Below are 22,410 nucleotides of genomic sequence, written 5' to 3' on the forward strand. Positions count from 1 at the left end.
GCTGTGTCACCTTCAACTCCGCGATATGCGCAATCAGGTCCTCGAAAATGCCGATCTTGAGCGGAACCTTGGGTGCCGGATTTTTCGGGAACGCTTCCGGGAAACGCTTTTGCAGCCGGCCGATATGCACCACGACCGGATCTACCGGTTTGGCATTGACCGGTGGTTTCGGCTGCGGCGAAGCCTTCGATACCGGTTTCGCGGGTCTCGGATGGGGCTTGCGATCGGACCTGACGTCGGGTTTGCCATCCGCAGCCGGTTTCGCTTTCGAAACGGCGGACGGCGCCCGGTTGCGGTCTGCGCGCGCGGGGGCCTTCGTCTTAGCCGATTTTGAAAGCTGATCCCTGAGTTTTGCTAGCTGTTCGAATCCCATTACGTCCGTCCGGGCAAAAAGAACAGGAATTGTAGCAGTCCCGCGACCAGCAAGCGCTGACGTCAGTCACACAGAAGCTGCGCGCGGGGTGCGGTATCCTTGCCTGTTCCTCGGACCACCACTCTTATCCCCCATGTCCAAGCTTCCTTTCGATGCCGTACTGTTTGACTGCGACGGCGTGCTCGTCGATTCCGAACTCATCACCAATCGCGTACTCAGCGAGATGCTGGGCGAACTGGGATGGCGTCTGAGCGTCGAGGAAACCATGCGGATTTTCGTCGGCAAGGCCGTAAAAGACGAGGCGCCGCTGATCGAAGCCAATACCGGCGTGCCGCTTACGGAGGAGTGGCTCGTGCAGTTCCGGGAGCGGCGCAATATGGCGCTCGAGCGCGGGCTGGTCGCCATCGATGGAGCACTTTCGGCCGTTGAAACGCTGCACCGGGCGCTCGATGGACGCATTGCAGTGGCCTCCGGCGCCGACCGCTTCAAGGTCGAGATGCAACTGACAAAGGTCGGCATGTTCGACTATTTCGATGGCCGGGTTTTTAGCGGCCATGAAATGGCGCACACCAAGCCGTTTCCAGACGTATATCTGGCGGCGGCCAGGGCGCTGGGTGTCGATCCGGCGCGCTGTGCCATTGTGGAAGATACGGTCACGGGTGCGACTGCCGGCGTTGCTGCGGGCGCCACGGTGTTTGGCTACAGCCCGCATGAGGAAGGTCATAGCGAGCCGCGAGCGCTTCGCGAGACGGGTGTGGTCCAGGTATTTCGGAACATGGCCGAGTTACCCGCTGTGCTTGCTCAATGGCAAGGCCGCGCCGCGTGATGTCGGCCTGGGCGTTTTGTTCAGCGCGAGTCATTGCTGGCGGTCCGCGAAAGCATATCGATCCATTCGAGTCGTGCGGGATTCGGGCGCGCGGACATCAAGTCCGCACAAACCCCGGTCCAACGATTTGTCCAATAATGACGCTCAAGGCAAGTGATTGCCGCCCGTCACGCCATAGACCTCGCCTGTCGTAAAGCTCGATTCCTGCGATGCCAGCAACACATAAACCGGCGCCAGTTCCGCCGGTTGGCCGGGCCGTTTCATGGGTACTTCGGAACCGAAGGTGACGATTTTTTCCTGTGGCTGTCCGCCGCTTGGCTGCAGCGGTGTCCATACCGGTCCCGGTGCAACGGCGTTCACACGAATGCCCTTGCCAATGACTTGCTTCGCCAGTGCATGCGTGAATGCGGTGATGGCAGCTTTGGAAGGCGCATAGTCGAGCAGGCTCGGGCTTGGCTGGTAGCTTTGAATGGAGGTCGTGTTGATGATTGTCGCGCCCGGCGGCATGTGCGGCAGCGCTGCCTTGCAGAGCCAGAACATGGCAAGAACGTTGGTGCGCAGCGTGGCTTCGAACTGCTCGGTGCTCAGATCGGCGATGTCTTCGACCGCCGTCTGCTTGCCCGCCACATTGACCAGGATATCGATCCCGCCCAACTGCTCGATCGTCTGGGATACGAGCGACTTGCAAAACGACTCGTCGCCGATATCGCCCGGAAGTGCGACCGCCTTGCGGCCGGCTTGCTCGACAAGGCTCACGACTTCGCGCGCATCTTGCTCTTCGCTTTGCAGGTAGTTGAGCACGACATCCGCGCCTTCGCGTGCGAACGCGATCGCGACGGCCCGGCCAATGCCGCTGTCCGCACCGGTGATGAGCGCGCGCCGGCCGGCCAGTCTGCCAAAACCCTTGTAGCTGGTTTCGCCGTGATCGGGCCTGGGGTTCATGTCGGCGGTGAGTCCGGGTGCAGACTGCGGCTGCTTATCGAATTCGGGCTGGGGATATTGCTTGGTGGGGTCCTGCATTGCGTACTGGTTTTCAGTGCTCATGTGTGCTCCTCGGCGAATTGAAAAAAACGATTGGTCGTCGGCCAAGTACGCAGCAATGCACGTTCCATACGAAAAAGGCCGAAGCGATTTGCTTCGGCCCGCTTCAGGTTGGCCCGAAGATTTACAGCGTTCCGGTTCCTGGACGCACCACGCGGCTGCGTGCGGAAATTGCATCGTTGCCTACGGCCGTTCCGCCCACATCCTCGTACGGAGGCTGATGACGGAACCCCGCGCCGCCCGAAACAATGGCGATGATTGCTCCAACAAGGAGGGCGGCAAACGAGAACCAGCTTGCACGAGCGACACCGCGTGCGGCGGTATCGGCGGTCTGCCTTGCATCCTGTTCGGCGTCGGGGCTCGACGCGGCGGACGCAGCCGATGCAACCGCAGCCTGCAATTGCTGCTTCGCGGAATTCATCATGGAGGGGTCTGCGTTAGCCTGGTTTGCGGCCGTCGCGCCGACTTGCGCGCTCGTGGCGGCAACACTGCCAACCGTGCTCACGGCGCTTCCAATCAGCGAGGTCATGCCGAAGACAATCAAAAGCGTCATGACGGCCCATGAAAGGAGACCGTGCAGCCAGCCAAGGACGGGTGCGCATCGGCCGGCAAAATAAGAGCCGATGAAAACAGCGAGCACCGTTGTAACGATCACCCAGACGCCTGAGCCAAAGCCGAATCCGTGCATGGGATTGGGCTGGGACAACGGAGACAGCAGTGAGGCGCCTATGGCGGCACCAAGCACGCTCATGATGAGATAGACGATGGACGAGAGAATCACGCCAGCGATCACGGAACCCCATGAAAGGCGCGGCAGACCGTCTTGAGTATTGAGCAGTTTCATAAGTTTTCCTGATTGAACGGAAGCCGAAGGCGTTAAGAATGTGTCCTGGTGTATGCGCGCAGTGGCGTGCCCCATCGTGGAGCAAACGCCGTGCCGCGGGTATCGGCCAGGAGGCATCTTCGCTGATGGAACGGGGGAAGCTGGGTCAACGCGGTTATGCGCCGCTTTCCCCGAGAGCCATGTCCGCCAGCATGTCGGCAGCCAGCGATTCGAGCAGGGCGCGCAGGGCGTCGACTGACATGTTTTCGGGCACAGCGAGCACTGCCTTGACCGCGAACTGATGCGCCCGCGCGGGTCCGGACGCGAGTTCCGTGGTGAGTTTCTCGATGCTGACGTCGTGCGCCGACAAACTCGCCGACAGATCCTGCACGATGCCGGGACGGTCGGGTGCCGTCAGCTCCAGCGACACGCGCCGCCGGCCGCTCTCGAGCGGCGGCAGGTCGCCGCGTGCGATCACGACGCGCAGTCCCGCGCTTTCGAGATCGCGTAATGCGGTAGTCAGCGCATCGGCGTGACGCTCTGCAACTTCGAACTGCACCATGCCGGCAAACTGGCTGCCGATGCTCGCCATGCGGCTGCCGGTCCAGTTGGCGCCGAAAGCCCGCGCGCGCTCGGAGAGCAGATTCACGATACCCGGACGATCCGCGCCAATCGCCGTGACGACGAGCGTTGCAAGCGGTCCGGCCGGCTCCTCGCTGATGTCGATGCGCCGGCGAATGATCGCCGCACGCGTGGCGAACTGCTCGTCCTGCACGCTCGCCGGCAGCTCGCCATGTTCACGAGCGTGATGGGCGACGCGCAGCAAAAGCTCGAGCCCCATTGGCGCGAGCGCGCGTTCCCAGAGTTCCCGTGCGGTTTCGCCCTTCTTGACGAAGCACCAGTCCTGCGCGGCAATCGCGCCCGCGTCCCAGCCGTGCGAGAGATGGTAGATGGAGCCACCGGCGATCGGGTCGCCTTCCAGGATGGTCCACTCGACCGCCGCAATGCCGCGGTGACGAGGCAGCAGCGAAGGGTGATAACCCACACCGCCCAGGCGCGAGCGCGCCAACGCCTCGTCGCTTACGCGCGCATGAGTGTGCGCGGCGATGATCAGACCAGTGTCTTCGGGAATGGCGCTGCCGTCGATGAACTTCGGATTCTCGTGGATGAAGGTCGGCAAGTTGGCCGCCCGGGCAGCCACGGCGAGGCGGTCGTCGGCGGCGGGCGCCACCACGCCTGCGATCTCGATTCCATCGGCCAGAAACGCTTCCAGCACCAAGGCGCCGAAATACCGCGATCCTACGATCGTGCATTTCATCAAGCTGTCTCCCATGCAACAGGGTTGATTGTGCGCGTGCAGCCGGCCAGGGCCGGCGCCGCTTTATTGAATCGAGCCCACATTGTCATATGAACAGCCGTCCGAATCCACACGGGGTGGCTTGCCTGCCCTCAGGGTTTGAGGACGACCTTGATGCACCCGTCTTCCTTGTCGCGGAACGTCTTGTACATCGCAGGACCGTCTTCCAGCGAAACCGTGTGGGTAATGACGAAAGACGGATCGATCTGGCCTTCCTGAATGCGGTTCAGCAAATCGTCCGTCCAGCGTTTCACATGAGTCTGGCCCATCTTCCAGGTCAGTCCCTTGTTCATCGATGCACCGAACGGGATCTTGTCGATCAGGCCGCCATACACCCCTGGCACGGAGAGGATGCCTGCCGGACGGCACACGTAGATCATTTCGCGCAGTACATGCGGACGGTCCGACTCGAGCATCACGGCCTGCTTGACGCGGTCGTAGACGGCATCGACAGAACGGGTTGCATGCGATTCCATGCCGACCGCATCGATACACTTTTCCGGGCCCTTGCCATTGGTCAGCTCCTTTAGCCGGTCGAGGACGCTTTCTTCGTCGAAGTTGATGGTGATCGCGCCACCAGCCTTCGCCATAGCAAGGCGTTCGGGCACCCGGTCGATCACGACGACCTGCTTTGCGCCCAGCAGCACGGCGCTGCGTATCGCCATCTGGCCGACCGGGCCCGCGCCCCAGATTGCGACTGTGTCGTCAGGCTGGATGTCGCAATTGACCGCCGCTTGCCAGCCAGTCGGAAAGATATCGCCCAAAAACAGGACTTGTTCGTCGGTCAGGCCGTCCGGAATCTTGACGTGGGTGGTGTCGGCCATGGGCACGCGGACGTACTCAGCCTGGCCGCCCGCATAACCGCCGGTCAGGTGCGAGTAGCCGAACAGCCCCGCCGTGGTGTGGCCGAACACCTTGTCGGCCTTGTCCTTGTTACGGTTGCTGCGTTCGCAAACCGAAAAATTGCCGCGTTTGCACTGGTCGCAATCGCCACAGAAGATGGTGAAGGGAACCACGACCCGGTCGCCAACCTTGAGCGCCTTGTTGTCCTTGCCTACTTCGACCACTTCGCCCATGAACTCGTGGCCCATGATGTCGCCGCTTTCCATCGTCGGCATGAAGCCGTCGAACAGATGCAGGTCGGAGCCGCAGATCGCGCAAGTCGACACCTTGATGATCGCGTCGCGCCCCTCTTCCATGACCGGATCGGGCACCGTGTCACATCGAATGTCGTGTTTTCCATGCCAGCGCAAGGCTCTCATTTGCAGCTCCTGAATGTTCGTTAGCCGGGATCTGTGAGCACCCTTCAGCCGTCTCACTGTCGGCCACGACAATTCAGCAATACCCATTCCAAGCGCACTAACGCGACTTCAGCGAGCCGCGCACACATTCGTCAAATCGACGTCACCACCATGGCGACCGAAATCACCAGCATGACGGCCGTCGCAATCCAGCCGAGCGCGCGCAGCCAGCCCCGAGCGGCGAATCTCCCCATGATGTCCGGGCGGCACGCGATTTTCATCATCACGAACATCACGGGCACCGCGACCACGCCATTGAGCACCGCGCTCCAGTAGAGCGCCTTGATTGGATTGACGGAAGTGAAATCGATGACCATGCCGATCAGCGTGGCAATCGCGATAGTCGCGTAAAACGCCTTCGCTTCCTGCATCTTGCGGGTGAAACCCACCGGCCAGTCGCGCGCCTCGCCGATCGCATAGGCCGCCGATCCGGCCAGCACCGGCACGGCCAGGAAGCCGGTCCCGATCAGCCCGACCGTGAAAAACAGCGCAGCGAACGGGCCGGCAATCGGCCGCAGCGCCTGGGCTGCCTGCGCGGAGGTTTCAATATCGACAATGCCGCCCGCGTGCAGCGTCGCCGCCGTGGTCGCGAGGATCGCCAGGGCGACCATGTTGGATAGCCCCATGCCGGCCATCGTATCGACTTCTATTCGATGCAGCGCCGCCGGACCCTGCTCGGGTGCATCGAAGAGATCCACGCGCCGCGGATGCACGCGCATGTCCTCGACTTCTTCGCCGGACTGCCAGAAAAACAGATAGGGGCTGATCGTGGTTCCGAACACGGCAACAACAGCAGTCAGATATGCCGATGTCCAGAGCGGACGCGGAATAAACAGGCTGCTTGCGAGCCGGGACCAGTCGACATGCGCCACGGCCAGCACGGCGAAATAAGCAAACAGGGAGAGCGTGAACCACTTGAGCACGGCCACGTAGCGTGTGTATTGCAGCAACAACTGCATGGCGACGCAGATCACTGAGAACAGCAGCACATACAGCCATTTGGGACCCGGCAGTAAAAGCGAGAGTGCATCGGCCATGGCGCCCAGATCGGCGCCCACGTTGACGATGTTCGCAATCAGCAGCAGCACGACGATCCATTGCAGCAGCCATGCCGGATAGTGCCGGCGCAGGACGCCTGCAATGCCGTGGCCGGTAGTGCGGCCGATGCGGGCGCTGATCATCTGGATGGCGACCATCAACGGATAGCTGAAGAGCAGCGTCCACGACAGCCCATAGCCGAAGGCCGCGCCCACCTGGCTATACGTGGCGATGCCGCTGGGGTCGTCGTCGGAGGCGCCCGTAATGAGGCCGGGACCCAGCACGCCCAGCAGATGCGGTTTGGTCGGGCCTATTACGGGATCGGGACCTTCTGCATCGTAATCCGGTAAGGGCTTGTTCATAATGGCCTGTTGCCTGGTTTTTCGTTTGTATCGAACGTTCGGCCCGCGCGTCTGAAGTCACGCCACCGTCAATCGATGAAACAAGACTTGTTTGACTGAATCGAGTACGAGGGCGAGCACCGCCGCGGCGCCCAGCAAGCCGAGAATGACGACGAGCGGCACGGCATCCATCAGAACGCCGTTGATTGCCAGGATGCTGATGAACGTCAGATCCACCATGGACGACAGAATCAGCCATTTCCCCGGCACCGAACTCCAAAGATGTTCCCGTTCCCGCGCGACATAAAAGACCGCCTGACCGCTGAATACGAGCGTCACGACTGCCACTGTGCGCAGCATGCCGGTGTCGAAGCCCAGTGCGAATTTCGCCGTCGCGAGGCATGCGACGCAGAACAGCAGATCCACGATTCCCAACACGATACCCGCGATGGTCAGGTTGCGGATGCGCCAGATGTTCGGGCGTGGCGAGGGGCGCACGTTATCGGTGGAAGACGACATGGCCAGGAAGTCGCCGGTCACCATCATCAGCACCATGAGCGCCGGTGTGAGGATCGCGTGACCCGTCAGAATCAGGCCGACGGCAAGGAACAGGACCTGCACGATCTTGTGGATGATCGAGCGCAGCGTGTAGGTCAGGATGCGCTGGAACGTGGTCCGGCCTTCCTTGACCAGCGCGACGATACCGCCAAGGCCCGCTTCCGTGAGCACGACGCCCGCGGCCGATTTCGCGACATCCGTGGCCGTCGATACCGCAATGCCCATCTGCGCCTGCCTTAACGCGGGCGCGTCGTTCGCGCCATCGCCGCACATCCCCACGATATGTCCGCGCTGCTGCAGTGACTTGACGAGCTGGTACTTGTCCTCCGGCAGCACGCCCGCGAAGACCGCGTAGCTTTGCGCATTCATGTCGGCGGGAATCGGGCTCTTGTCCCAGACAGCGCCCTTGATGCCAACCGATGCCGCCACTGTTTCCGCGGTCTTGCGCGCGTCGCCCGTCACCATGACCGTGCGCACGCCGAGCCCGTCGAGTTCGGTGACCAGCGCAGCGGAGTCGTCGCGGGGCGGATCGCTCAGGGCGATAAACCCGGCTATCGTCAGGGCACCGGATGTTCCCGCCGCGACGGCCAGTACGCGTAACCCCTTGGCCTCGAATTCATCCACGATTGGCGCGGCATTCGCGCTCGGCTGCGCAAGTGCCGCAATGGTCGGGAATGCGCCTTTCAGGACGCGTTGTTGCGCGCCGTCTGCACCGCGCACTGTGGCTTCGGAGCGTTTCAGGGCGGGATCGAAAGGGATGAACGTGATCAACGCCGGGATGTCCTTGACCGGCTGGCTTGCCGATGCGCGGCGGATGGCGGTATCGACGGGATCCCGGCCGCCGTCCGAACTCGCGGCCGCGGCCAGTGCCAGGACGTGGGCTTCGTCGTAGGGCGGCAGCGCGCGAACGTTGATCACCGCGAGTTCGTTGCGCGTCAGCGTGCCGGTCTTGTCGGAACAAAGAATGTCGATGCCGGCGGCTTCATCGACGGCTGAGAGGCTTGTCGGCAAGACGCCGCGGCTTGCGAGCGAGCGTGCGCCGACCGCGGCGGCGAGCGTGAACATGGAAGGCAACGCCACGGGAATCGACGATAAAAGCGCGACGAGCAGCAGCGGCACGACCTCGCCGATCGGCATGGAAACCGAAAAGGCATAGATGCCAAGAAGCAGGGTCACCGCGCCGTTGAACAACACCAGATTACGCACGACACGCAGGACCGTCTTCTGTTGCGAGCTTTCAACCTTGGCCGTGCGCACCAGCTCCGCCGTGCGGCCGAACTTCGTACGCTCGCCGGTTGCGATCACTTCCGCCACGGCTTCGCCGCGACGCACCAGCGCGCCGGCAAAGGCCAGCGATCCCGCGCCGGATTCGGTGGCGGCGGATTCGCCGGTGAGCATCGACTGGTCGAGCAGGACGGAGCCGGCGCTCAGCCGGACATCGGCGGCAACGACGGTGCCAAGCGACAGCTTGACGATATCGCCCGCCACTAGCGCAGCCGCCGGGACGGTGGTCCACTGGCCGTCGCGACGCACGGCCGCGATCAGCGCGAGACGTGACTTGAGGGCATCGACGGTGGCTTGCGCCTGACCTTCCTGGAAGAGCCCGAGCCCTGCGTTGAAGAGCAGCAACAACAAGACGATACCCGCGCCAACATAATCGCCCAGTCCCAGTTGCAGGACGATTGCCGCTTCGAGCATCCACGGAACCGGTGCCCATAATTTCCGGACCGCGCGCCATAGCGGGTGAGGCGTGATATCGGCGACGGCGTTCGCACCGTTTTGTGTGAGCCGCAGCGCGGCTTCGGCCGTGCTGAGGCCGGCGGCACCGGTTGTCTTGAGCTTCGGCGCACCCGCTTGCGGGACCGAAAGGGTGATGCTGTCATCGGCCGGGCCGGGCGACGAGACGGTCAAGGGATGCTCCACGAGTCAGTCGTGCCCAGGGTCCTGCTCGAGCTTGCGGCGCGTTTCGATGGAACGGCGTGTCGCCGTTCTGTACGGTTGCCTGGCATGATTTTCCGATTCCAAGAGGAGGAGGTCGATCACGCGCTGGATCAAGCCCGGCGATGAACGAATGTGGACCATCCTTGAAGGTAGTCCACATCGCCACTCCCCGGTTGACCCAGGTCAACACACAGCCCTTACTAAGCGACCTGACCGGCCGGTTCCATTTCTTCGGCGAGCGGCGCGATGCCGCGTTCGGCAAGCACGTCGTCCAATGAAGAACGCAACAGATCGATGGCCCGCATCAACCGGCCCGGAACGGAACCATGGACGAACCACACATCCACTCCAGTGCGGAAATCGGTGGTATCGATGATCTGCAGCGCCGCCCGGTGCGAACTCCTCTCCAGTATGTCCGGCGTGACAAGCCCGATACCCAGACCGCGTGCAACAAGGGACAGTTGAAGTTCGGAGCCGAACGCTTCGACCGCGACGTTCAACGGCAGGCCGGCAGCTTGCAGCGCGCGCCTCAACACCGAGCGCATTCCGCAGCCGTCCTGATTCAACACCCATTCGTGGCGGCTCAGCTCTGCGAGCGTTGCCGGCACATCAGGAAGCCCGAGAGAACGCGCCGCGACAATCACCGTCGGCACGAACGCGAGGCGCGCTGCGTGCAATGCCTCCGGCGGCGCGAAGCCGGGTGGCATCAATACGATTGCTGCATCGAGCGATCCGCGTTCGACGCCTTGCACGAGTGATGGCGACCAGCCCGCCGTGACACGCAGCGTCAGTCGCGCAAACATGCAGCGCAGACGGTCAACGGGCTTCTCCAGCGCCACTTCGCCGAGAAAAGGCGGCATGCCGATCCGCATTTCGCCGGACGGTTCGCTGTCGAGCGATGCAACCGACAACAAGTCGTCCACCGCGCGCAGCACGGTTCGCGCGAGCGCATACACCTCGTTGCCGGCAGCCGATGGCTTGAGCGGCTTGCTCTGACGCTCGAGCAGTTCCACGCCCAGCATGGTCTCGAGGTTTTGCACGCGCCGCGTCAAACCCGGCTGCGTGAGATGGAGCCTTTCCGCGGCGCGAACCATCGAACCGCTTTCTACGACTGCGACAAACGCCTGCAAGTCCCGGGTATTCACAATTAACTCGCATAATCATTATCAACATTTTTCAATTGTCGCATAATGTTCGCGTCGTTAGGATGCTTCTCTGATCCAGTCCAGAGAAAACATTCGATGCTTCCCACCGCAGAAACCACCTCCGTCGTCAATACGGCGCCGGAAGCCGACGCCACCCCTACGCTCACTGTCCCGCTGACCGTTTTCTTCGCGACCGCAGTCGGCGTGATGGTGATGAACCTGTTTGCCGCTCAAACGCTGACCGGCGCGATCGGCTTGAGCCTGCACCTTGCACCGCAGTTCGCCGGCCTCGCTGCCATGCTGCCGCAACTTGGCTACGCAATCGGACTGGTGCTGCTCGTGCCGCTATGCGATCTGCTGGAGAACCGTCGGCTTATTGTGTGGACGCTGGCTTGCGGGGCCGTCTTTCTCGCAATGGCGATGGTCGCCGACTCGCGCGTCTTGTTTCTCGTCGCTGTATTGCTGGCAGGCGTTGCGTCCAGCGCCATCCAGATGCTCGTGCCGATTGCCGCTTCAATGGCGCCGGAAATTCATCGCGGACGCGCGGTCGGCAATGTGATGAGCGGCTTGATGCTCGGGATCCTGTTGTCGCGTCCGGCCGCGAGCCTGATAGCGGGGACAGTCGGCTGGCGTGCTTTCTACGGTCTCGCCGCGCTTACTGATGCGCTGGTCGCCGTCGTGCTGTATCTGAAGCTTCCCGTGCGCACGCCGGGTAACCGGACATCGTATTCCGCTCTCCTGTATTCGCTTTGGACATTGGTGCGCACCGAGCCTGTGCTGCAACGCAATGCTGCATCGGCGGCACTGGTCATGGGTGCGTTCAGCGCGTTCTGGACCGCGATCGGCCTGCGGCTCGTTCAACCGCCGTTCGGCTTCGGCATGAATGGCATTGCGTTGTTTGCGCTCGCCGGTGCGGCAGGAGCGATCGTGACACCGCTCGCCGGCCGTGCGGGCGACCGGGGATGGAGCCGCAAGATGCTGCTGGCCGGCCATCTGACGATGCTCGTTGCGCTCCTGGTAATCGGCGTGGCCGGTGCCGGCTGGGGAGGCTTTTCGGCGCAGGCCCATCCGGTATTGGCTGTCGCGATGCTGGTCGTAGGCGCGGGCGCGCTCGATGCCGGTGTTGTCACCGACCAGACGCTCGGCCGGCGGGCAATCAACCTGATGGACCCGACTGCGCGCGGGCGACTGAATGGCTTGTTCGTCGGGATATTCTTTGTCGGCGGCGCGCTCGGCGCCGCATTGTCAGGCGCTGCCTGGGCGCTGTCCGGATGGTCCGGCGTCTGTGCGGTTGGGTTCGTGTTCACCGCCTTCGCTTTCGTTTTGCGGGCCGCGGGGGAGAGGAGCAAACCGCGCTTTGCCGCTCAGCAGAAGCAGTGACGATAAACATCCGGATCGTGTTCCGCTTCACGCGCCGATCATCCCGCCCAGGCATTGACCTCAAGAATCGCGTCGGCGAACGCATCCGGCGCCTCCTGCGGAAGATTGTGACCGGCATTCGGAACCACGCGGTTCTCATGACGGCCCGTGAACCGCTTCAAGCCGGCCTGACTGCCGCCTGGAGGACTGACGCCATCGGCATCGCCTTGCAGCGTGATGGCCGGCACCGTGATGGATGGCATGACCGCCAAGCGGCGCTCTATGTCGTCGAATTGCGGATCGCCGTCGACGAGTCCATAGCGATGCCGGTACGAATGGATGACGACATCGACGAAATCCGGATTGTCGAATGCAGCGGCTGAACGCGCGTACGTGTCGTCGTTGAAATGCCAGGTCGGCGACCACAATGACCATAACAGCCGGCAGAACTCACGACGATTCTCGCTCAGTCCGGCCCGGCCGCGTTCGCCGTGGAAATAGTACTGGTACCAAAGCCGGTATTCCTTCTCCGGGCTTTCAGGCTGTGAAGCGGTGGCCAGGTTCTGGATGTTGTAGCCGTTCACCGAGACCAGGCCTCGCGCTCTTGCAGGGTAGAGCGCTGCCACGATGCACGACGCGCGGCCGCCCCAGTCGTATCCGCCGAGCACGGCTTGTTCGATCTGAAGTGCGTCGAGCAGCGCCAGCAGGTCCGCCCCGAGCGCTGCCTGCTGACCTGACCGAGGTGTCGTCGACGCAAGAAAGCGCGTCGGTCCGTAGCCCCGCAGATAGGGCGTCAGGACCCGGGCGCCCTGGGCCGTCAGGCGCGGTGTGACGTCGTCGTAGGCGTGGATATCGTATGGAAAGCCGTGCGACAGGATCACCGGCCATCCGTTGGGATCGCCTTGTTCTTCGTAAGCGATGTCAAGCAAACCGGTTGCAATGTTCTTGAGCATGACGCCGTCCTGAGGATGAATTGTTCCGGCCGGAGCGTGGCGGATTTCGCGTGAATGCGCCACGGAAGGATATCGATCGTGTGGCCCGCAAGCAATCCAGATTTATTCGGGGTTCGTGTTAGTTTAACTTTCGTGATGGAGATCCTTGGGCTTGTTAACGGAGGGCGGCCCCAGCTGAGACTACGCCGAAACGGCCTTGTCATGACGACCAACGCGAACGGAAGCGTAGCTACCGTTCGCGTTGACCCTTTTGCATGTTCCACGTCACTTCGCAGTGTCGTGAAGGTCCGCTTGCGCCGGCACTCGCTCACCCGGATGTTTTGTTACAGCATGGACGTCCTGATTGCGCGCAACGGTGGCCGCGCTGGGCGGATAGTCGTTCTTCGTAGTCGGAATGATGCCATCGTGCCGCGCTTGTACCAGTTCCTGCTGCACTTGCTGGCGAGTTTTTCCGCTTGGCGGCGTTTGAGCAAACGCAACCACTGACGCGCATGTCAAAACCAGAACTGCGGGAATATTTTTCGACGCTTTCATAATTTGGTTTCTCTCGATTAAGGACCGCCGATGTGGCGGCTTGGAGAGAAGTTTGTACGGCCGACGGTGCACGACCATGATCGCGCCATGATAATTTTGTCATATAGAAAAAACTTATAGACCATTCAATACAGTTCGGACTTCTAAATCCGGATGACAAAAAAATCATCTGGTCGTCATGTTCACATGGGAAGCAACGCCTCAGACTGGGATCAATCGAAGACCGCTTCGGTCCGCATTGTCTGGAGGTATTCCTCATGAAACCAGCTCTCATTCTGATCGCCGTTTTTGCGGTAACCCTTTCCTCGAATAGCTTCGCGGATGGTGGGCACGACTATCCGCCACGTATCCTCGACAGACCGAGTTATCCCGCGCAGACGCCCGATGCCGGCCGAACGGACCCCTCCACCGAAAAGCTGCCTTCACAAGCGACGCCTGACGATGCACTTCAGGAAAAGGTCGATGGTGCTAGTGCCGATCCCTCTGTCAGCAAGTTGATTCACAGGGTCGGGCCTTGATACCAGGGGCCGAAACGCGTTCCCCGCCAAAGACTTCACACGCCCTGCACGATCGTTACTAGGTTGAGGCCACCGCCCGCGTCCAAGAAAATCGATCGGCCGCGGGCGTTTGGGGAATCGCGCGTCCGCACTTGCCGCGTCATGCGTTCATCAACTCGTTGCACTATTAATCAAAGGTGCTGATCGTGAAATCAATCAAGCCGAATCCGGACCGTAAAGACAGTGCTGCAGCGTCTGCGCGTCCATTGCAATCGATCCGCGCCTTGAGCGTCTCGATCGTCTTGGCCACGGTCGTCATGTTGACGGGTTGCTCGTCTTTCGATGCAGATGGTCACAAGAACAGCGCTTCGTCAGCGACCCCTGCGGTCAAAAAGCGCACGCCTCAACTGAGGCCGGACTATCCGTGTCAGAACCTGCACGTTCGCTTGCCGTCGTGTCCCCCGCGCTGAGTTTCGCACGGAAATTATCGTTTAAAGAGACCACCCGGGGATCAATCACGAACATGACAAAAATCTCATGTTCATCTCATCTTGGCAGCGTAGCCGGTTCGTATGATGACCCCACATATTCAAGAGTTAATCGAGTAAAGAAAATGCGTATACGCCTTTTAGGAGTGGCCGTATCGGCCACGCTTGCCGGCACGGTCGCAGCACAAACCACGGCGACAGAAAATTCTCCGCCGCTGCGCTTTGATGCAGTCACGCAAACCGCAGGTAACGCGGTTCAGACAGTGCCGTTGACGCTGGACGAAGCGCAGCGTATCGCGCTCGACAATAATCCGCTGCTGCTGAGCGCTCGCTCGGAAGCAGACGCAACGGCAGGATCTTATATGCAGGCCGGTGCTCGCCCGAATCCGGAAGTGTCATTCCTGCAAGAGGGATTCAAGAGCGCCGAACGGACCTCGACAGGGCTCTTGAGCCAGCGCATCGAACTTGCGGGTCAACGGTCCTACCGCCTGGATGCTGCCTCATACGCGCGGCAGGGTGCTCTCGCATCACTCGATGGACGGGTCGCCATATTGCACGCCGATGTGAGCACAGCGTTTTACGGGGTGTTGTTCGCGCAAAAGACAGTCGAACTCGCCCGGGACTCGGCCGACATTGCAACCCGCTCGGCGCAATTGGTCCAGCGACGTGCGACAGCGGGCAAAGTCTCCCCGGTTGAAGCAACCCGGGCGCAGGTCGCGGCAACCGAAGCTCAAATTGCCCTGACAAGCGCGAACGCATTCGTTTCGGCTACGCGAGTAAAGCTTGCGTCGACCATGGGAATCCCTGATTTGACGGATCGAGTCGTGACTGGGGACGCCGAAGCGCTGCAGGTGCCTATCGGCTTGTCGGCGCTGCAACAGAGGATCGAAGATTCGCCGGCGGCCCGTCGAACATTCGCAGAGATAGGCCGTTCCAACGCGATCCTGTCCCTCGAGCGCGCGAGGCGCACGCCGGACATCACCGTGAGCGCCGGCATGAAACGCATCGTCGCAGGCGGGATATCAAGCAATCAGGCTGTGGTCGGTATCTCGATCCCGTTGCCCATTTTCGATACCAATAGAGGCGCGGTGATCGAGGCCAGGCATCGTGCGGAAAAAGCCAGCTCGGATCGTGACGGGGCGCTCGCGCAAATGCGCATGGACATCGCTCAAGCCTACGCGAGCTATGACGCGGCGAGTTCAGAGGCGCGGCGCTTGAAGAGCGAAGTGCTCCCAGCCGCTCGGCAGGCGCTGGACGCCACGTCACGCGGATTCGACCTGGGCAAGTTCGGTTTCATAGATGTCCTCGATGCACAACGCACGCTCTTCCAGACACGATCGCAGTACCTCAAGGCCTTGATCGCGGCGCGACAGGCTTACGCCGACCTCGAGCGCCTCGTTGGAAATATCGAACTGGCATCGTCATTACCCCCCTCTGCACAACCCTAAGGCACGTCATGGCAAGCAAAAAAAGTCTGGTTCTGGCTGCCGGCGGATCTGCCGTCGTAGTTGCATTCCTGTTGTTGTCAGCGAACTACTTCGGCGCGGACATCAACGGCACAAGCGCAGCGAATGCCGCACCTGCGACCGACCCGTCCGCGGGTCCCCGGGGAGGCACAGTGCTGACAAGCGGGACACAGTCCATAGAGGTCGTGTTTGTGGAGCAGGGGGACGCCGTGCAACTTGAGGTATATCCCCTTTCCCAAGGCAAGCCCATCGGTCCCGCCGGTGTTTCCATATCGGGCGTTATAAAGCGCTATGACGGCAGCCAGCAACTGGTCGATTTGGTTGCATCCGGACAAAAATTTGTTTTGCCCGGACCGATTGCGAAGCCTCATGTATTCGACGTCTTGTTGAATGTCCGTGCCGCCGGCGCGAATGCGAGCTATGAGGTGTCTCGCGCAGACGGTGCAATTCGATTGTCGCCGGACCAGTTGAAGGCGTCCGGCATCGCGATGAAAAACTCAGGGCCGGCGTCGGTCGCCAGTTCGTTTGTTCTCCCGGGCGAAATCAGATTCAACGAAGATGCCACCGCGCATATCGTGCCTCGCGTCGCCGGAATCGTTGAGAAGGTCTCCGTGTCATTGGGTCAGCGTGTCGAGAAAGGCCAGGTGCTGGCGCTCATCGCGAGCACTGACCTTGCAGATCGCCGCAGCGAATTGCTGACAGCCGAGCGCAGGCTATGGGCCGCACAGTCCACGTATGCGCGGGAAAAAACGTTGTGGCTGGAAAAAATATCGGCTGAGCAGGACTATCTGCTGGCCGAGACACAGTTGCGCGAAGCGGAGATCGCGACTGCGAGTGCTCGCCAGAAGTTACTGGCGCTCAATGCTTCTGCTGCCACTGGCGCGCTGAGTCGCTATGAATTGCGGGCGCCATTTACGGGCACGATCGTTGAAAAGCACGTCACTGTTGGCGAAGCGGTTGCGGCTGACGCGAATGTATTGGTCCTGTCCGACCTCAACACGGTATGGGCCGAGATGGCTGTGCCCGCACAACGGCTGAACGAAGTCCAGGTTGGCCGGGAAACCACGATCAGTGCGGCGGCGTTCGAGTCGAAAGCCTCGGGGAAAATCGCGTATGTCGGGTCGCTGCTTGGTGAGCAGACCCGAACCGCACCCGCGCGGGTCGTGCTCGCCAATCCAGACGGATCATGGCGCCCCGGCATGTTCGTGAATGTCTCGGTAACTGCAGGTTCAAAGGACGCGCCTGTTGCAGTCGCCACCGACGCGTTGCAGGACATCGACGGCAAGCCTGCGATCTTCGTTCAGACCTCGAAAGGATTCGTGGCGCAAGGCGTCGAACTGGGCCGCCGTGACGACCGTTTTGTCGAAATCACCAAGGGGCTGAAGGTGGGTCAGCAGTATGCCGCTGCGAACAGCTTCGTTTTAAAAGCCGAACTTGAAAAAGGCAGTGCCGAAGGGCATTGAGCCAATTCCCGCCTCACGGTCATCGACCCCGACAACACCTTGACGGCTCACGGCCTTCGGGAAGGACACGTACCATGTTTGAGCGTTTGATTCGTTTTGCCATCGTGCACCGCTGGCTGGTGATGATCGCGGTTTTTGGCGCCGCGGCACTCGGCGTCTACAGTTATCAAAAGCTGCCGATCGATGCGGTCCCGGACATTACCAACGTCCAGGTCCAGATCAATACGGCCGCACCCGGTTATTCACCGCTCGAATCCGAACAGCGGATTACGTTTCCGGTCGAGACGGCCATGGCCGGTCTTCCCAATCTCCAGCAGACGCGCTCGATTTCCCGCTATGGACTTTCGCAAGTCACCGTCATCTTCAAGGAAGGCACCGACATCTATTTCGCGCGGCAACTGGTGAATGAGCGGATGCAGGAGGCAAAAGACAAGCTCCCGCCCGGCGCGACACCTGCTATGGGTCCCACCTCGACCGGCCTCGGCGAAATCTATCTCTGGACTGTCGAAGCAGATGCAAACGCGCGCAAGCCCGATGGAACCGCGTACACACCTACGGACCTGCGGGAATTGCAGGACTGGGTGATCAAGCCACAACTTCGCAATGTGACCGGCGTGACCGAGGTCAATTCGATTGGCGGTTTCGTCAAGGAATTCAGAGTCGCTCCCAACCCGACCAAGCTGATGTCATACGGTCTCTCGCTTGGCGACGTGGTTCGCGCGCTGGAGCGCAACAATGCGAACGTGGGGGCCGGCTACATCGAAAAGCGAGGGGAACAATACCTTGTCCGTGTGCCGGGACAGACCAAGTCGATCGACGACATCGCCAACGTCATACTGACCAACGTGGGCGGCGTGCCGGTGCGTATCAAGGACGTCGGCCAGGTCGAAATTGGCCGCGAGCTAAGAACCGGCGCCGCAACGGCCAATGGCGAGGAAGTGGTCCTCGGCACGGTGTTCATGCTGATGGGGGAAAACAGCCGGAAGGTTGCAAAAGCAGTCGCGAAGAAGATGGAGGACGTCAATCGCTCGCTGCCTGCCGGAGTTCGTGCCATCACTGTCTACGATCGTACCGTCCTGGTCGAGAAAGCGGTCTCTACAGTCAAAAAGAACCTGTTTGAAGGCGCATTGCTGGTGATCGCGGTCCTGTTCCTGTTCCTTGGCAACATTCGGGCGGCGATCATCACGGCAGCCGTGATTCCGCTTTCGATGCTGATCACGTTCACAGGCATGGTGAACGGCAAGATCAGTGCAAACCTGATGAGTCTGGGTGCACTCGATTTCGGCATCATCGTCGACGGTGCGGTCGTGATCGTCGAGAATTGCATTCGACGGTTATCGCACGCGCAAACCAAAGCGGGCCGGCCACTCTCGCCTGAAGAACGATTCGCAGAGGTGTTCGCTGCCTCTCAGGAGGCGCGCAGGCCTCTGATCTTCGGCCAGTTGATCATCATGGTGGTCTACCTGCCAATCCTTGCCCTCACAGGTGTGGAGGGGAAGATGTTCCACCCGATGGCGATCACGGTCGTCATCGCTTTGGCGGCCGCCATGGTGTTGTCGGTGACGTTTATTCCGGCTGCGGTGGCGCTGTTCATCGGCCGCCGCGTCGCCGAGAAGGAAAGCCGCGTGATGGGCTGGGCCAAACGTGCATACGAGCCGGCGCTGCACGCATTCCTCGCGCGTCCCAAGCGGGTGTTGGGGGGAGCGGTCGTCATCGTCATGTTGACCTTGTTGCTCACGATGCGGCTTGGAAGCGAATTCATTCCCAGTCTGAACGAAGGCGACATGGCTCTTGCAGCGGTGCGCATCCCGAGTACCAGCCTGACTCAATCCGTCACGATGCAGAAAGCGGTCGAGAAGACGCTCAAGGAACGCTTCCCGGAGATCGAGCGCGTGTTTGCAAGAACCGGGACCGCGGAGATTGCCGCCGACCCGATGCCGCCGAACGTCTCCGACGGGTACATCATGTTGAAGCCGGCGGATCAATGGCCAGATCCGAAAAAATCGCGTGAGGCGCTGCTCGCGGAAATGCAAGAGGTGGTCGAGACGCTCCCTGGCAATAACTTCGAGTTCTCGCAGCCGATCCAGCTCAGGTTCAACGAGCTGATCTCGGGCGTGCGAAGCGACGTCGCGGTAAAGATATTTGGCGATGACATGGCCGTGTTGAACGCCACCGCCTCGAAAATTGCGGCGATATTGCAGAAAGTGCCCGGTGCGTCCGAGGTGAAGGTCGAGCAGACCACGGGCCTCCCTGTGCTGACCGTCACCCTCGATCGGGAAAAGCTCGCGCGCTACGGCGTGAACATTGCCGATGTTCAGGACACGGTCGCAGCCGCAGTCGGCGGACAGACGGCCGGAACATTGTTTCAAGGTGACCGGCGTTTTGACATTGTCGTCAGGCTTCCTGATGACCTGCGTACGGATATTGAAGCGATCAAGCGATTGCCGATCGCCTTGCCAACCACCGCGATCGGTTCGGGTGCAGGCGCGAGCGCAGTACCTGTACAAGCCCCGTATGTACCGCTTGCAGAGCTGGCTGACATCGACGTCTCGCCCGGACCGAACCAGATCAGCCGCGAGGACGGCAAGCGCCGGATCGTCATCAGCGCAAATGTCCGCGGACGGGATGTGGGATCATTCGTGGCTGAGGCGCAAGAGAAGTTGCAGCAGGGCGTTCAGATTCCCTCAGGCTACTGGGTGTCCTGGGGCGGCCAGTTCGAGCAGCTGCAAACGGCGACCGCACGGTTGAAGCTCGTGGTCCCGGTTGCGCTGTTGCTTGTTTTCTTGCTGCTCTTCATGATGTTTGATAACGTCAAAGACGGCCTGCTGGTATTCACCGGGATTCCGCTTGCATTGAGCGGTGGCGTGCTGTCGCTATGGATGCGCGGTATTCCGTTATCCATTTCCGCAGCGGTCGGGTTTATTGCACTGTCCGGTGTGGCCGTTCTGAACGGATTGGTGATGATTGCATTTATTCGTAGTTTGCGCGAAGAAGGACGAGACCTCGACACCGCGGTGACAGAGGGTGCGTTCACCCGGCTTCGACCGGTTCTGATGACCGCACTGGTGGCTTCGCTTGGTTTCCTGCCCATGGCTTTCGCCACAGGGACCGGGTCCGAAGTTCAGCGGCCGCTTGCGACTGTTGTGATTGGCGGCATTATCTCGTCTACCGCATTGACTTTGCTGGTGCTGCCTGTGTTGTATCGGGCGTGTCACTCCACGTCTTTCCGGGGGGCGGCAATCAACCTGCTTCGTCCGCTGGTTCCAGCGCGGTTGCGTCGCCGGTTTGGTCAGTCGGCTGGGGAAAGCATATGAGAATCCTGATCGTAGAGGACGAGGCCAAGACGGGAATCTACCTTCGCAAGGGCCTGAATGAAACGGGGTTCGTCGCGGACTGGGTCGCCGACGGCGTGAGCGGTCTGCATCAGGCCCAAACGGAAGACTACGACCTGATCATCCTGGACGTAATGCTTCCGGGGCAGGACGGGTGGTCCATTCTCCACGAACTGCGCAAGACGCGTCTCACGCCTGTATTGTTTCTGACGGCGCGTGACGATGTGGGCGATCGAGTGAAAGGGCTGGAGCTGGGAGCGGACGACTATCTTGCGAAGCCGTTCGACTTTGTCGAACTGGTGGCGCGAGTGCGATCCATTTTGCGCCGTGGGCAAAGTCGCGACTCGTCCACATTGAAAGTGGCGGACCTGGAACTTGACGTGACCCGCCGAAAAGCGACGCGGCACGGCAAGACGATTCTGTTGACGGCGAAAGAGTTTGCGTTGCTTTGGCTGTTGATGCGGCGCCAGGGCGAGATCCTGCCGCGCTCCACCATTGCGTCGCAAGTCTGGGACATGAATTTCAATAGCGACACAAACGTGGTGGACGCCGTGATCCGCCGGGTGAGAGCCAAAGTCGACGACGACGTCGAGCCAAAGCTGATTCACACGGTTCGTGGCATGGGCTATGTCCTTGAAGAGCGAGCGCGGCCGTCCGAATGATGACAAGTCTGCTGCCTCGAACACTGCGTGCTCGCCTGACAACACTTTTTGCAGTCTCGACGTCGATGCTTCTGGCTGTCAGCGGGCTGTTGCTTTACCAGGCACTGAAGACCAACATCGCCTCGATGTCCGAACAGGAAATGACGACGACATTGACGGCAGCGCGCTCGCACCTGAGTGAAATCAGGACCATCGAGGAGGTTGCGTCAGAAGGCGCTCCACTGGCCGCGCCCCTTCACGGTCATCAGAATGTGGATCTGGCGCTCTACGACATGCAGGGGCGAAGACTCACAGGTACCAGTGGATTTCGCGGGAACAGTGCTGTTCTTGCAGCGAAACCCGGCGTTGCGCCCAAAGCCATTTCCATCCCGGGGACCACCCTCAGGTATCTCGTTGCGCTCGTGCCTCTGGACGGCGTGCAAGGCCCGGTCGTGCGCGTAGCGGTCCAGTACGACGGAAGAAGTGAGCGCGCGCTTTTAAAAGCGTATGCGCTCAGTGTGCTATTCGTGGTGGTGGTCGGCACCCTGGTTACGGCCGCAGTCGCTTACATGATCGCTTTCATCGGACTTCGTCCGCTTGCCCGGCTGACGGCGAAAGCCGAAGCGGTTTCGAGTAGCCGGCTGGTGCAGCCGTTGGCCGAGGCAGGCATGGCGGGAGAGCTCAAGGAACTCAGTCAGGCGTTCAACCGCATGCTCGCAAGGCTCGATGATTCCTTTGGCCGTCTCAACCGCTTTTCGTCCGATCTTGCACACGACATGCGGACGCCCTTGACCAATTTGCTGGCGGAAGCGCAGGTTGCCTTGACGCAGCCTCGTAGCGGCGACGAATATCGTATGGTCATTGAATCGAGCGTTGACGAGTGCCAGCGGCTGTCACGCATGATCGACAGCTTCTGGTCCCGCGATTTCCCCC

18 protein-coding genes are annotated in these 22,410 nt (G+C 61.0%); 8 read left to right on the forward strand and 10 right to left on the reverse strand.

From position 1 onward, the window contains the following. On the reverse strand, positions 1-373 hold a 373-nt coding region (locus ACFFAR_RS03705), incomplete at its 3' end, for a ProQ/FINO family protein (RefSeq protein ID WP_375507537.1). 133 nt (positions 374-506) lie between these two features. Between ACFFAR_RS03705 and ACFFAR_RS03710 the strand changes: the two genes are divergently transcribed. Then, complete coding sequence (locus tag ACFFAR_RS03710) at positions 507-1,199, forward strand: HAD-IA family hydrolase (RefSeq protein WP_174362368.1); 693 nt, start codon at positions 507-509, stop codon at positions 1,197-1,199. 144 nt (positions 1,200-1,343) lie between these two features. Here the strand turns inward: ACFFAR_RS03710 and ACFFAR_RS03715 are convergent, their stop codons facing one another. The 7 genes from ACFFAR_RS03715 to ACFFAR_RS03745 all read right to left on the reverse strand — a co-directional run bounded on the left by ACFFAR_RS03715 (position 1,344) and on the right by ACFFAR_RS03745 (position 10,744). Continuing rightward, a complete protein-coding gene (locus tag ACFFAR_RS03715) occupies positions 1,344-2,243 on the reverse strand; it encodes an SDR family oxidoreductase (protein ID WP_062001696.1) in 900 nt (299 codons plus the stop codon). Positions 2,244-2,364: 121 nt separating this feature from the next. Then, the gene (locus ACFFAR_RS03720) at positions 2,365-3,084 is read right to left on the reverse strand and encodes a TIGR04086 family membrane protein (protein ID WP_075357442.1); all 720 of its coding nucleotides are present in this window, start codon (positions 3,082-3,084) and stop codon (positions 2,365-2,367) included. 154 nt (positions 3,085-3,238) lie between these two features. After that, the gene (locus tag ACFFAR_RS03725; RefSeq protein WP_174362369.1) at positions 3,239-4,381 is read right to left on the reverse strand and encodes an ACT domain-containing protein; all 1,143 of its coding nucleotides are present in this window, start codon (positions 4,379-4,381) and stop codon (positions 3,239-3,241) included. 131 nt (positions 4,382-4,512) lie between these two features. Next, the gene (locus ACFFAR_RS03730; protein ID WP_174362370.1) at positions 4,513-5,682 is read right to left on the reverse strand and encodes an alcohol dehydrogenase catalytic domain-containing protein; all 1,170 of its coding nucleotides are present in this window, start codon (positions 5,680-5,682) and stop codon (positions 4,513-4,515) included. Positions 5,683-5,813: 131 nt separating this feature from the next. Beyond that, the gene (locus ACFFAR_RS03735; RefSeq protein ID WP_375507538.1) at positions 5,814-7,121 is read right to left on the reverse strand and encodes an NRAMP family divalent metal transporter; all 1,308 of its coding nucleotides are present in this window, start codon (positions 7,119-7,121) and stop codon (positions 5,814-5,816) included. Between the two features lie 57 nt (positions 7,122-7,178). Next, positions 7,179-9,569, reverse strand: coding sequence for an HAD-IC family P-type ATPase (locus ACFFAR_RS03740; RefSeq protein ID WP_375507539.1), 2,391 nt, complete (start codon positions 9,567-9,569; stop codon positions 7,179-7,181). A 230-nt stretch (positions 9,570-9,799) separates the two neighbouring features. Next, the gene (locus tag ACFFAR_RS03745; RefSeq protein WP_174362371.1) at positions 9,800-10,744 is read right to left on the reverse strand and encodes a LysR substrate-binding domain-containing protein; all 945 of its coding nucleotides are present in this window, start codon (positions 10,742-10,744) and stop codon (positions 9,800-9,802) included. A gap of 96 nt (positions 10,745-10,840) precedes the next feature. Here ACFFAR_RS03745 and ACFFAR_RS03750 point away from each other — a divergent pair, with 96 nt between their 5' ends. Then, positions 10,841-12,124: an MFS transporter gene (locus tag ACFFAR_RS03750; RefSeq protein ID WP_174362372.1), complete on the forward strand. Its 1,284-nt coding sequence runs from the start codon at positions 10,841-10,843 to the stop codon at positions 12,122-12,124. 38 nt (positions 12,125-12,162) lie between these two features. On the opposite strand, the gene ACFFAR_RS03755 is transcribed toward ACFFAR_RS03750, so the two are convergent. Continuing rightward, positions 12,163-13,056 carry an alpha/beta fold hydrolase gene (locus ACFFAR_RS03755; RefSeq protein WP_174362373.1) on the reverse strand — a complete coding sequence of 298 codons (894 nt, stop codon included), beginning with the start codon at positions 13,054-13,056 and terminating at the stop codon, positions 12,163-12,165. Between the two features lie 264 nt (positions 13,057-13,320). After that, positions 13,321-13,668, reverse strand: a complete 348-nt coding sequence (locus ACFFAR_RS03760; RefSeq protein ID WP_256701004.1) for a DUF4148 domain-containing protein — start codon at positions 13,666-13,668, stop codon at positions 13,321-13,323. A gap of 179 nt (positions 13,669-13,847) precedes the next feature. Here ACFFAR_RS03760 and ACFFAR_RS03765 point away from each other — a divergent pair, with 179 nt between their 5' ends. The 6 genes from ACFFAR_RS03765 to ACFFAR_RS03790 form a co-directional block, all read left to right on the forward strand. Continuing rightward, positions 13,848-14,108, forward strand: a complete 261-nt coding sequence (locus tag ACFFAR_RS03765; RefSeq protein ID WP_174362374.1) for a hypothetical protein — start codon at positions 13,848-13,850, stop codon at positions 14,106-14,108. 592 nt (positions 14,109-14,700) lie between these two features. Then, positions 14,701-16,023 carry a TolC family protein gene (locus ACFFAR_RS03770; RefSeq protein WP_174362375.1) on the forward strand — a complete coding sequence of 441 codons (1,323 nt, stop codon included), beginning with the start codon at positions 14,701-14,703 and terminating at the stop codon, positions 16,021-16,023. Between the two features lie 8 nt (positions 16,024-16,031). Further along, the gene (locus tag ACFFAR_RS03775) at positions 16,032-17,504 is read left to right on the forward strand and encodes an efflux RND transporter periplasmic adaptor subunit (protein ID WP_174362376.1); all 1,473 of its coding nucleotides are present in this window, start codon (positions 16,032-16,034) and stop codon (positions 17,502-17,504) included. A 74-nt stretch (positions 17,505-17,578) separates the two neighbouring features. Further along, on the forward strand, positions 17,579-20,818 hold the full coding sequence (locus tag ACFFAR_RS03780; protein ID WP_375507540.1) for an efflux RND transporter permease subunit: 3,240 nt from the start codon (positions 17,579-17,581) through the stop codon (positions 20,816-20,818). After that, on the forward strand, positions 20,815-21,498 hold the full coding sequence (gene irlR, locus ACFFAR_RS03785) for a heavy metal response regulator transcription factor IrlR (RefSeq protein WP_174365534.1): 684 nt from the start codon (positions 20,815-20,817) through the stop codon (positions 21,496-21,498). Before ACFFAR_RS03780 ends, irlR begins: the two co-directional genes overlap by 4 nt. Next, positions 21,495-22,410 (forward strand): histidine kinase dimerization/phospho-acceptor domain-containing protein (locus ACFFAR_RS03790; RefSeq protein WP_375507541.1); only part of this gene is annotated, 916 nt, incomplete at its 3' end. The genes irlR and ACFFAR_RS03790, both read left to right, overlap by 4 nt.

This window comes from uncultured Caballeronia sp., assembly GCF_964243625.1.
Classification (GTDB): domain Bacteria; phylum Pseudomonadota; class Gammaproteobacteria; order Burkholderiales; family Burkholderiaceae; genus Caballeronia.

Excerpts from the sequence above, each read along its gene's own strand:
- ACFFAR_RS03710 (WP_174362368.1), top strand. The coding sequence starts at position 507 with ATGTCCAAGCTTCCTTTCGATGCCGTACTGTTTGACTGCGACGGCGTG.
- ACFFAR_RS03715 (WP_062001696.1), bottom strand. The coding sequence starts at position 2,243 with ATGAGCACTGAAAACCAGTACGCAATGCAGGACCCCACCAAGCAATAT.
- ACFFAR_RS03720 (WP_075357442.1), bottom strand. The coding sequence starts at position 3,084 with ATGAAACTGCTCAATACTCAAGACGGTCTGCCGCGCCTTTCATGGGGT.
- ACFFAR_RS03725 (WP_174362369.1), bottom strand. The coding sequence starts at position 4,381 with ATGAAATGCACGATCGTAGGATCGCGGTATTTCGGCGCCTTGGTGCTG.
- ACFFAR_RS03730 (WP_174362370.1), bottom strand. The coding sequence starts at position 5,682 with ATGAGAGCCTTGCGCTGGCATGGAAAACACGACATTCGATGTGACACG.
- ACFFAR_RS03735 (WP_375507538.1), bottom strand. The coding sequence starts at position 7,121 with ATGAACAAGCCCTTACCGGATTACGATGCAGAAGGTCCCGATCCCGTA.
- ACFFAR_RS03750 (WP_174362372.1), top strand. The coding sequence starts at position 10,841 with ATGCTTCCCACCGCAGAAACCACCTCCGTCGTCAATACGGCGCCGGAA.
- ACFFAR_RS03755 (WP_174362373.1), bottom strand. The coding sequence starts at position 13,056 with ATGCTCAAGAACATTGCAACCGGTTTGCTTGACATCGCTTACGAAGAA.
- ACFFAR_RS03760 (WP_256701004.1), bottom strand. The coding sequence starts at position 13,668 with ATGGTCGTGCACCGTCGGCCGTACAAACTTCTCTCCAAGCCGCCACAT.
- ACFFAR_RS03765 (WP_174362374.1), top strand. The coding sequence starts at position 13,848 with ATGAAACCAGCTCTCATTCTGATCGCCGTTTTTGCGGTAACCCTTTCC.
- ACFFAR_RS03770 (WP_174362375.1), top strand. The coding sequence starts at position 14,701 with ATGCGTATACGCCTTTTAGGAGTGGCCGTATCGGCCACGCTTGCCGGC.
- ACFFAR_RS03775 (WP_174362376.1), top strand. The coding sequence starts at position 16,032 with ATGGCAAGCAAAAAAAGTCTGGTTCTGGCTGCCGGCGGATCTGCCGTC.
- ACFFAR_RS03780 (WP_375507540.1), top strand. The coding sequence starts at position 17,579 with ATGTTTGAGCGTTTGATTCGTTTTGCCATCGTGCACCGCTGGCTGGTG.
- irlR (WP_174365534.1), top strand. The coding sequence starts at position 20,815 with ATGAGAATCCTGATCGTAGAGGACGAGGCCAAGACGGGAATCTACCTT.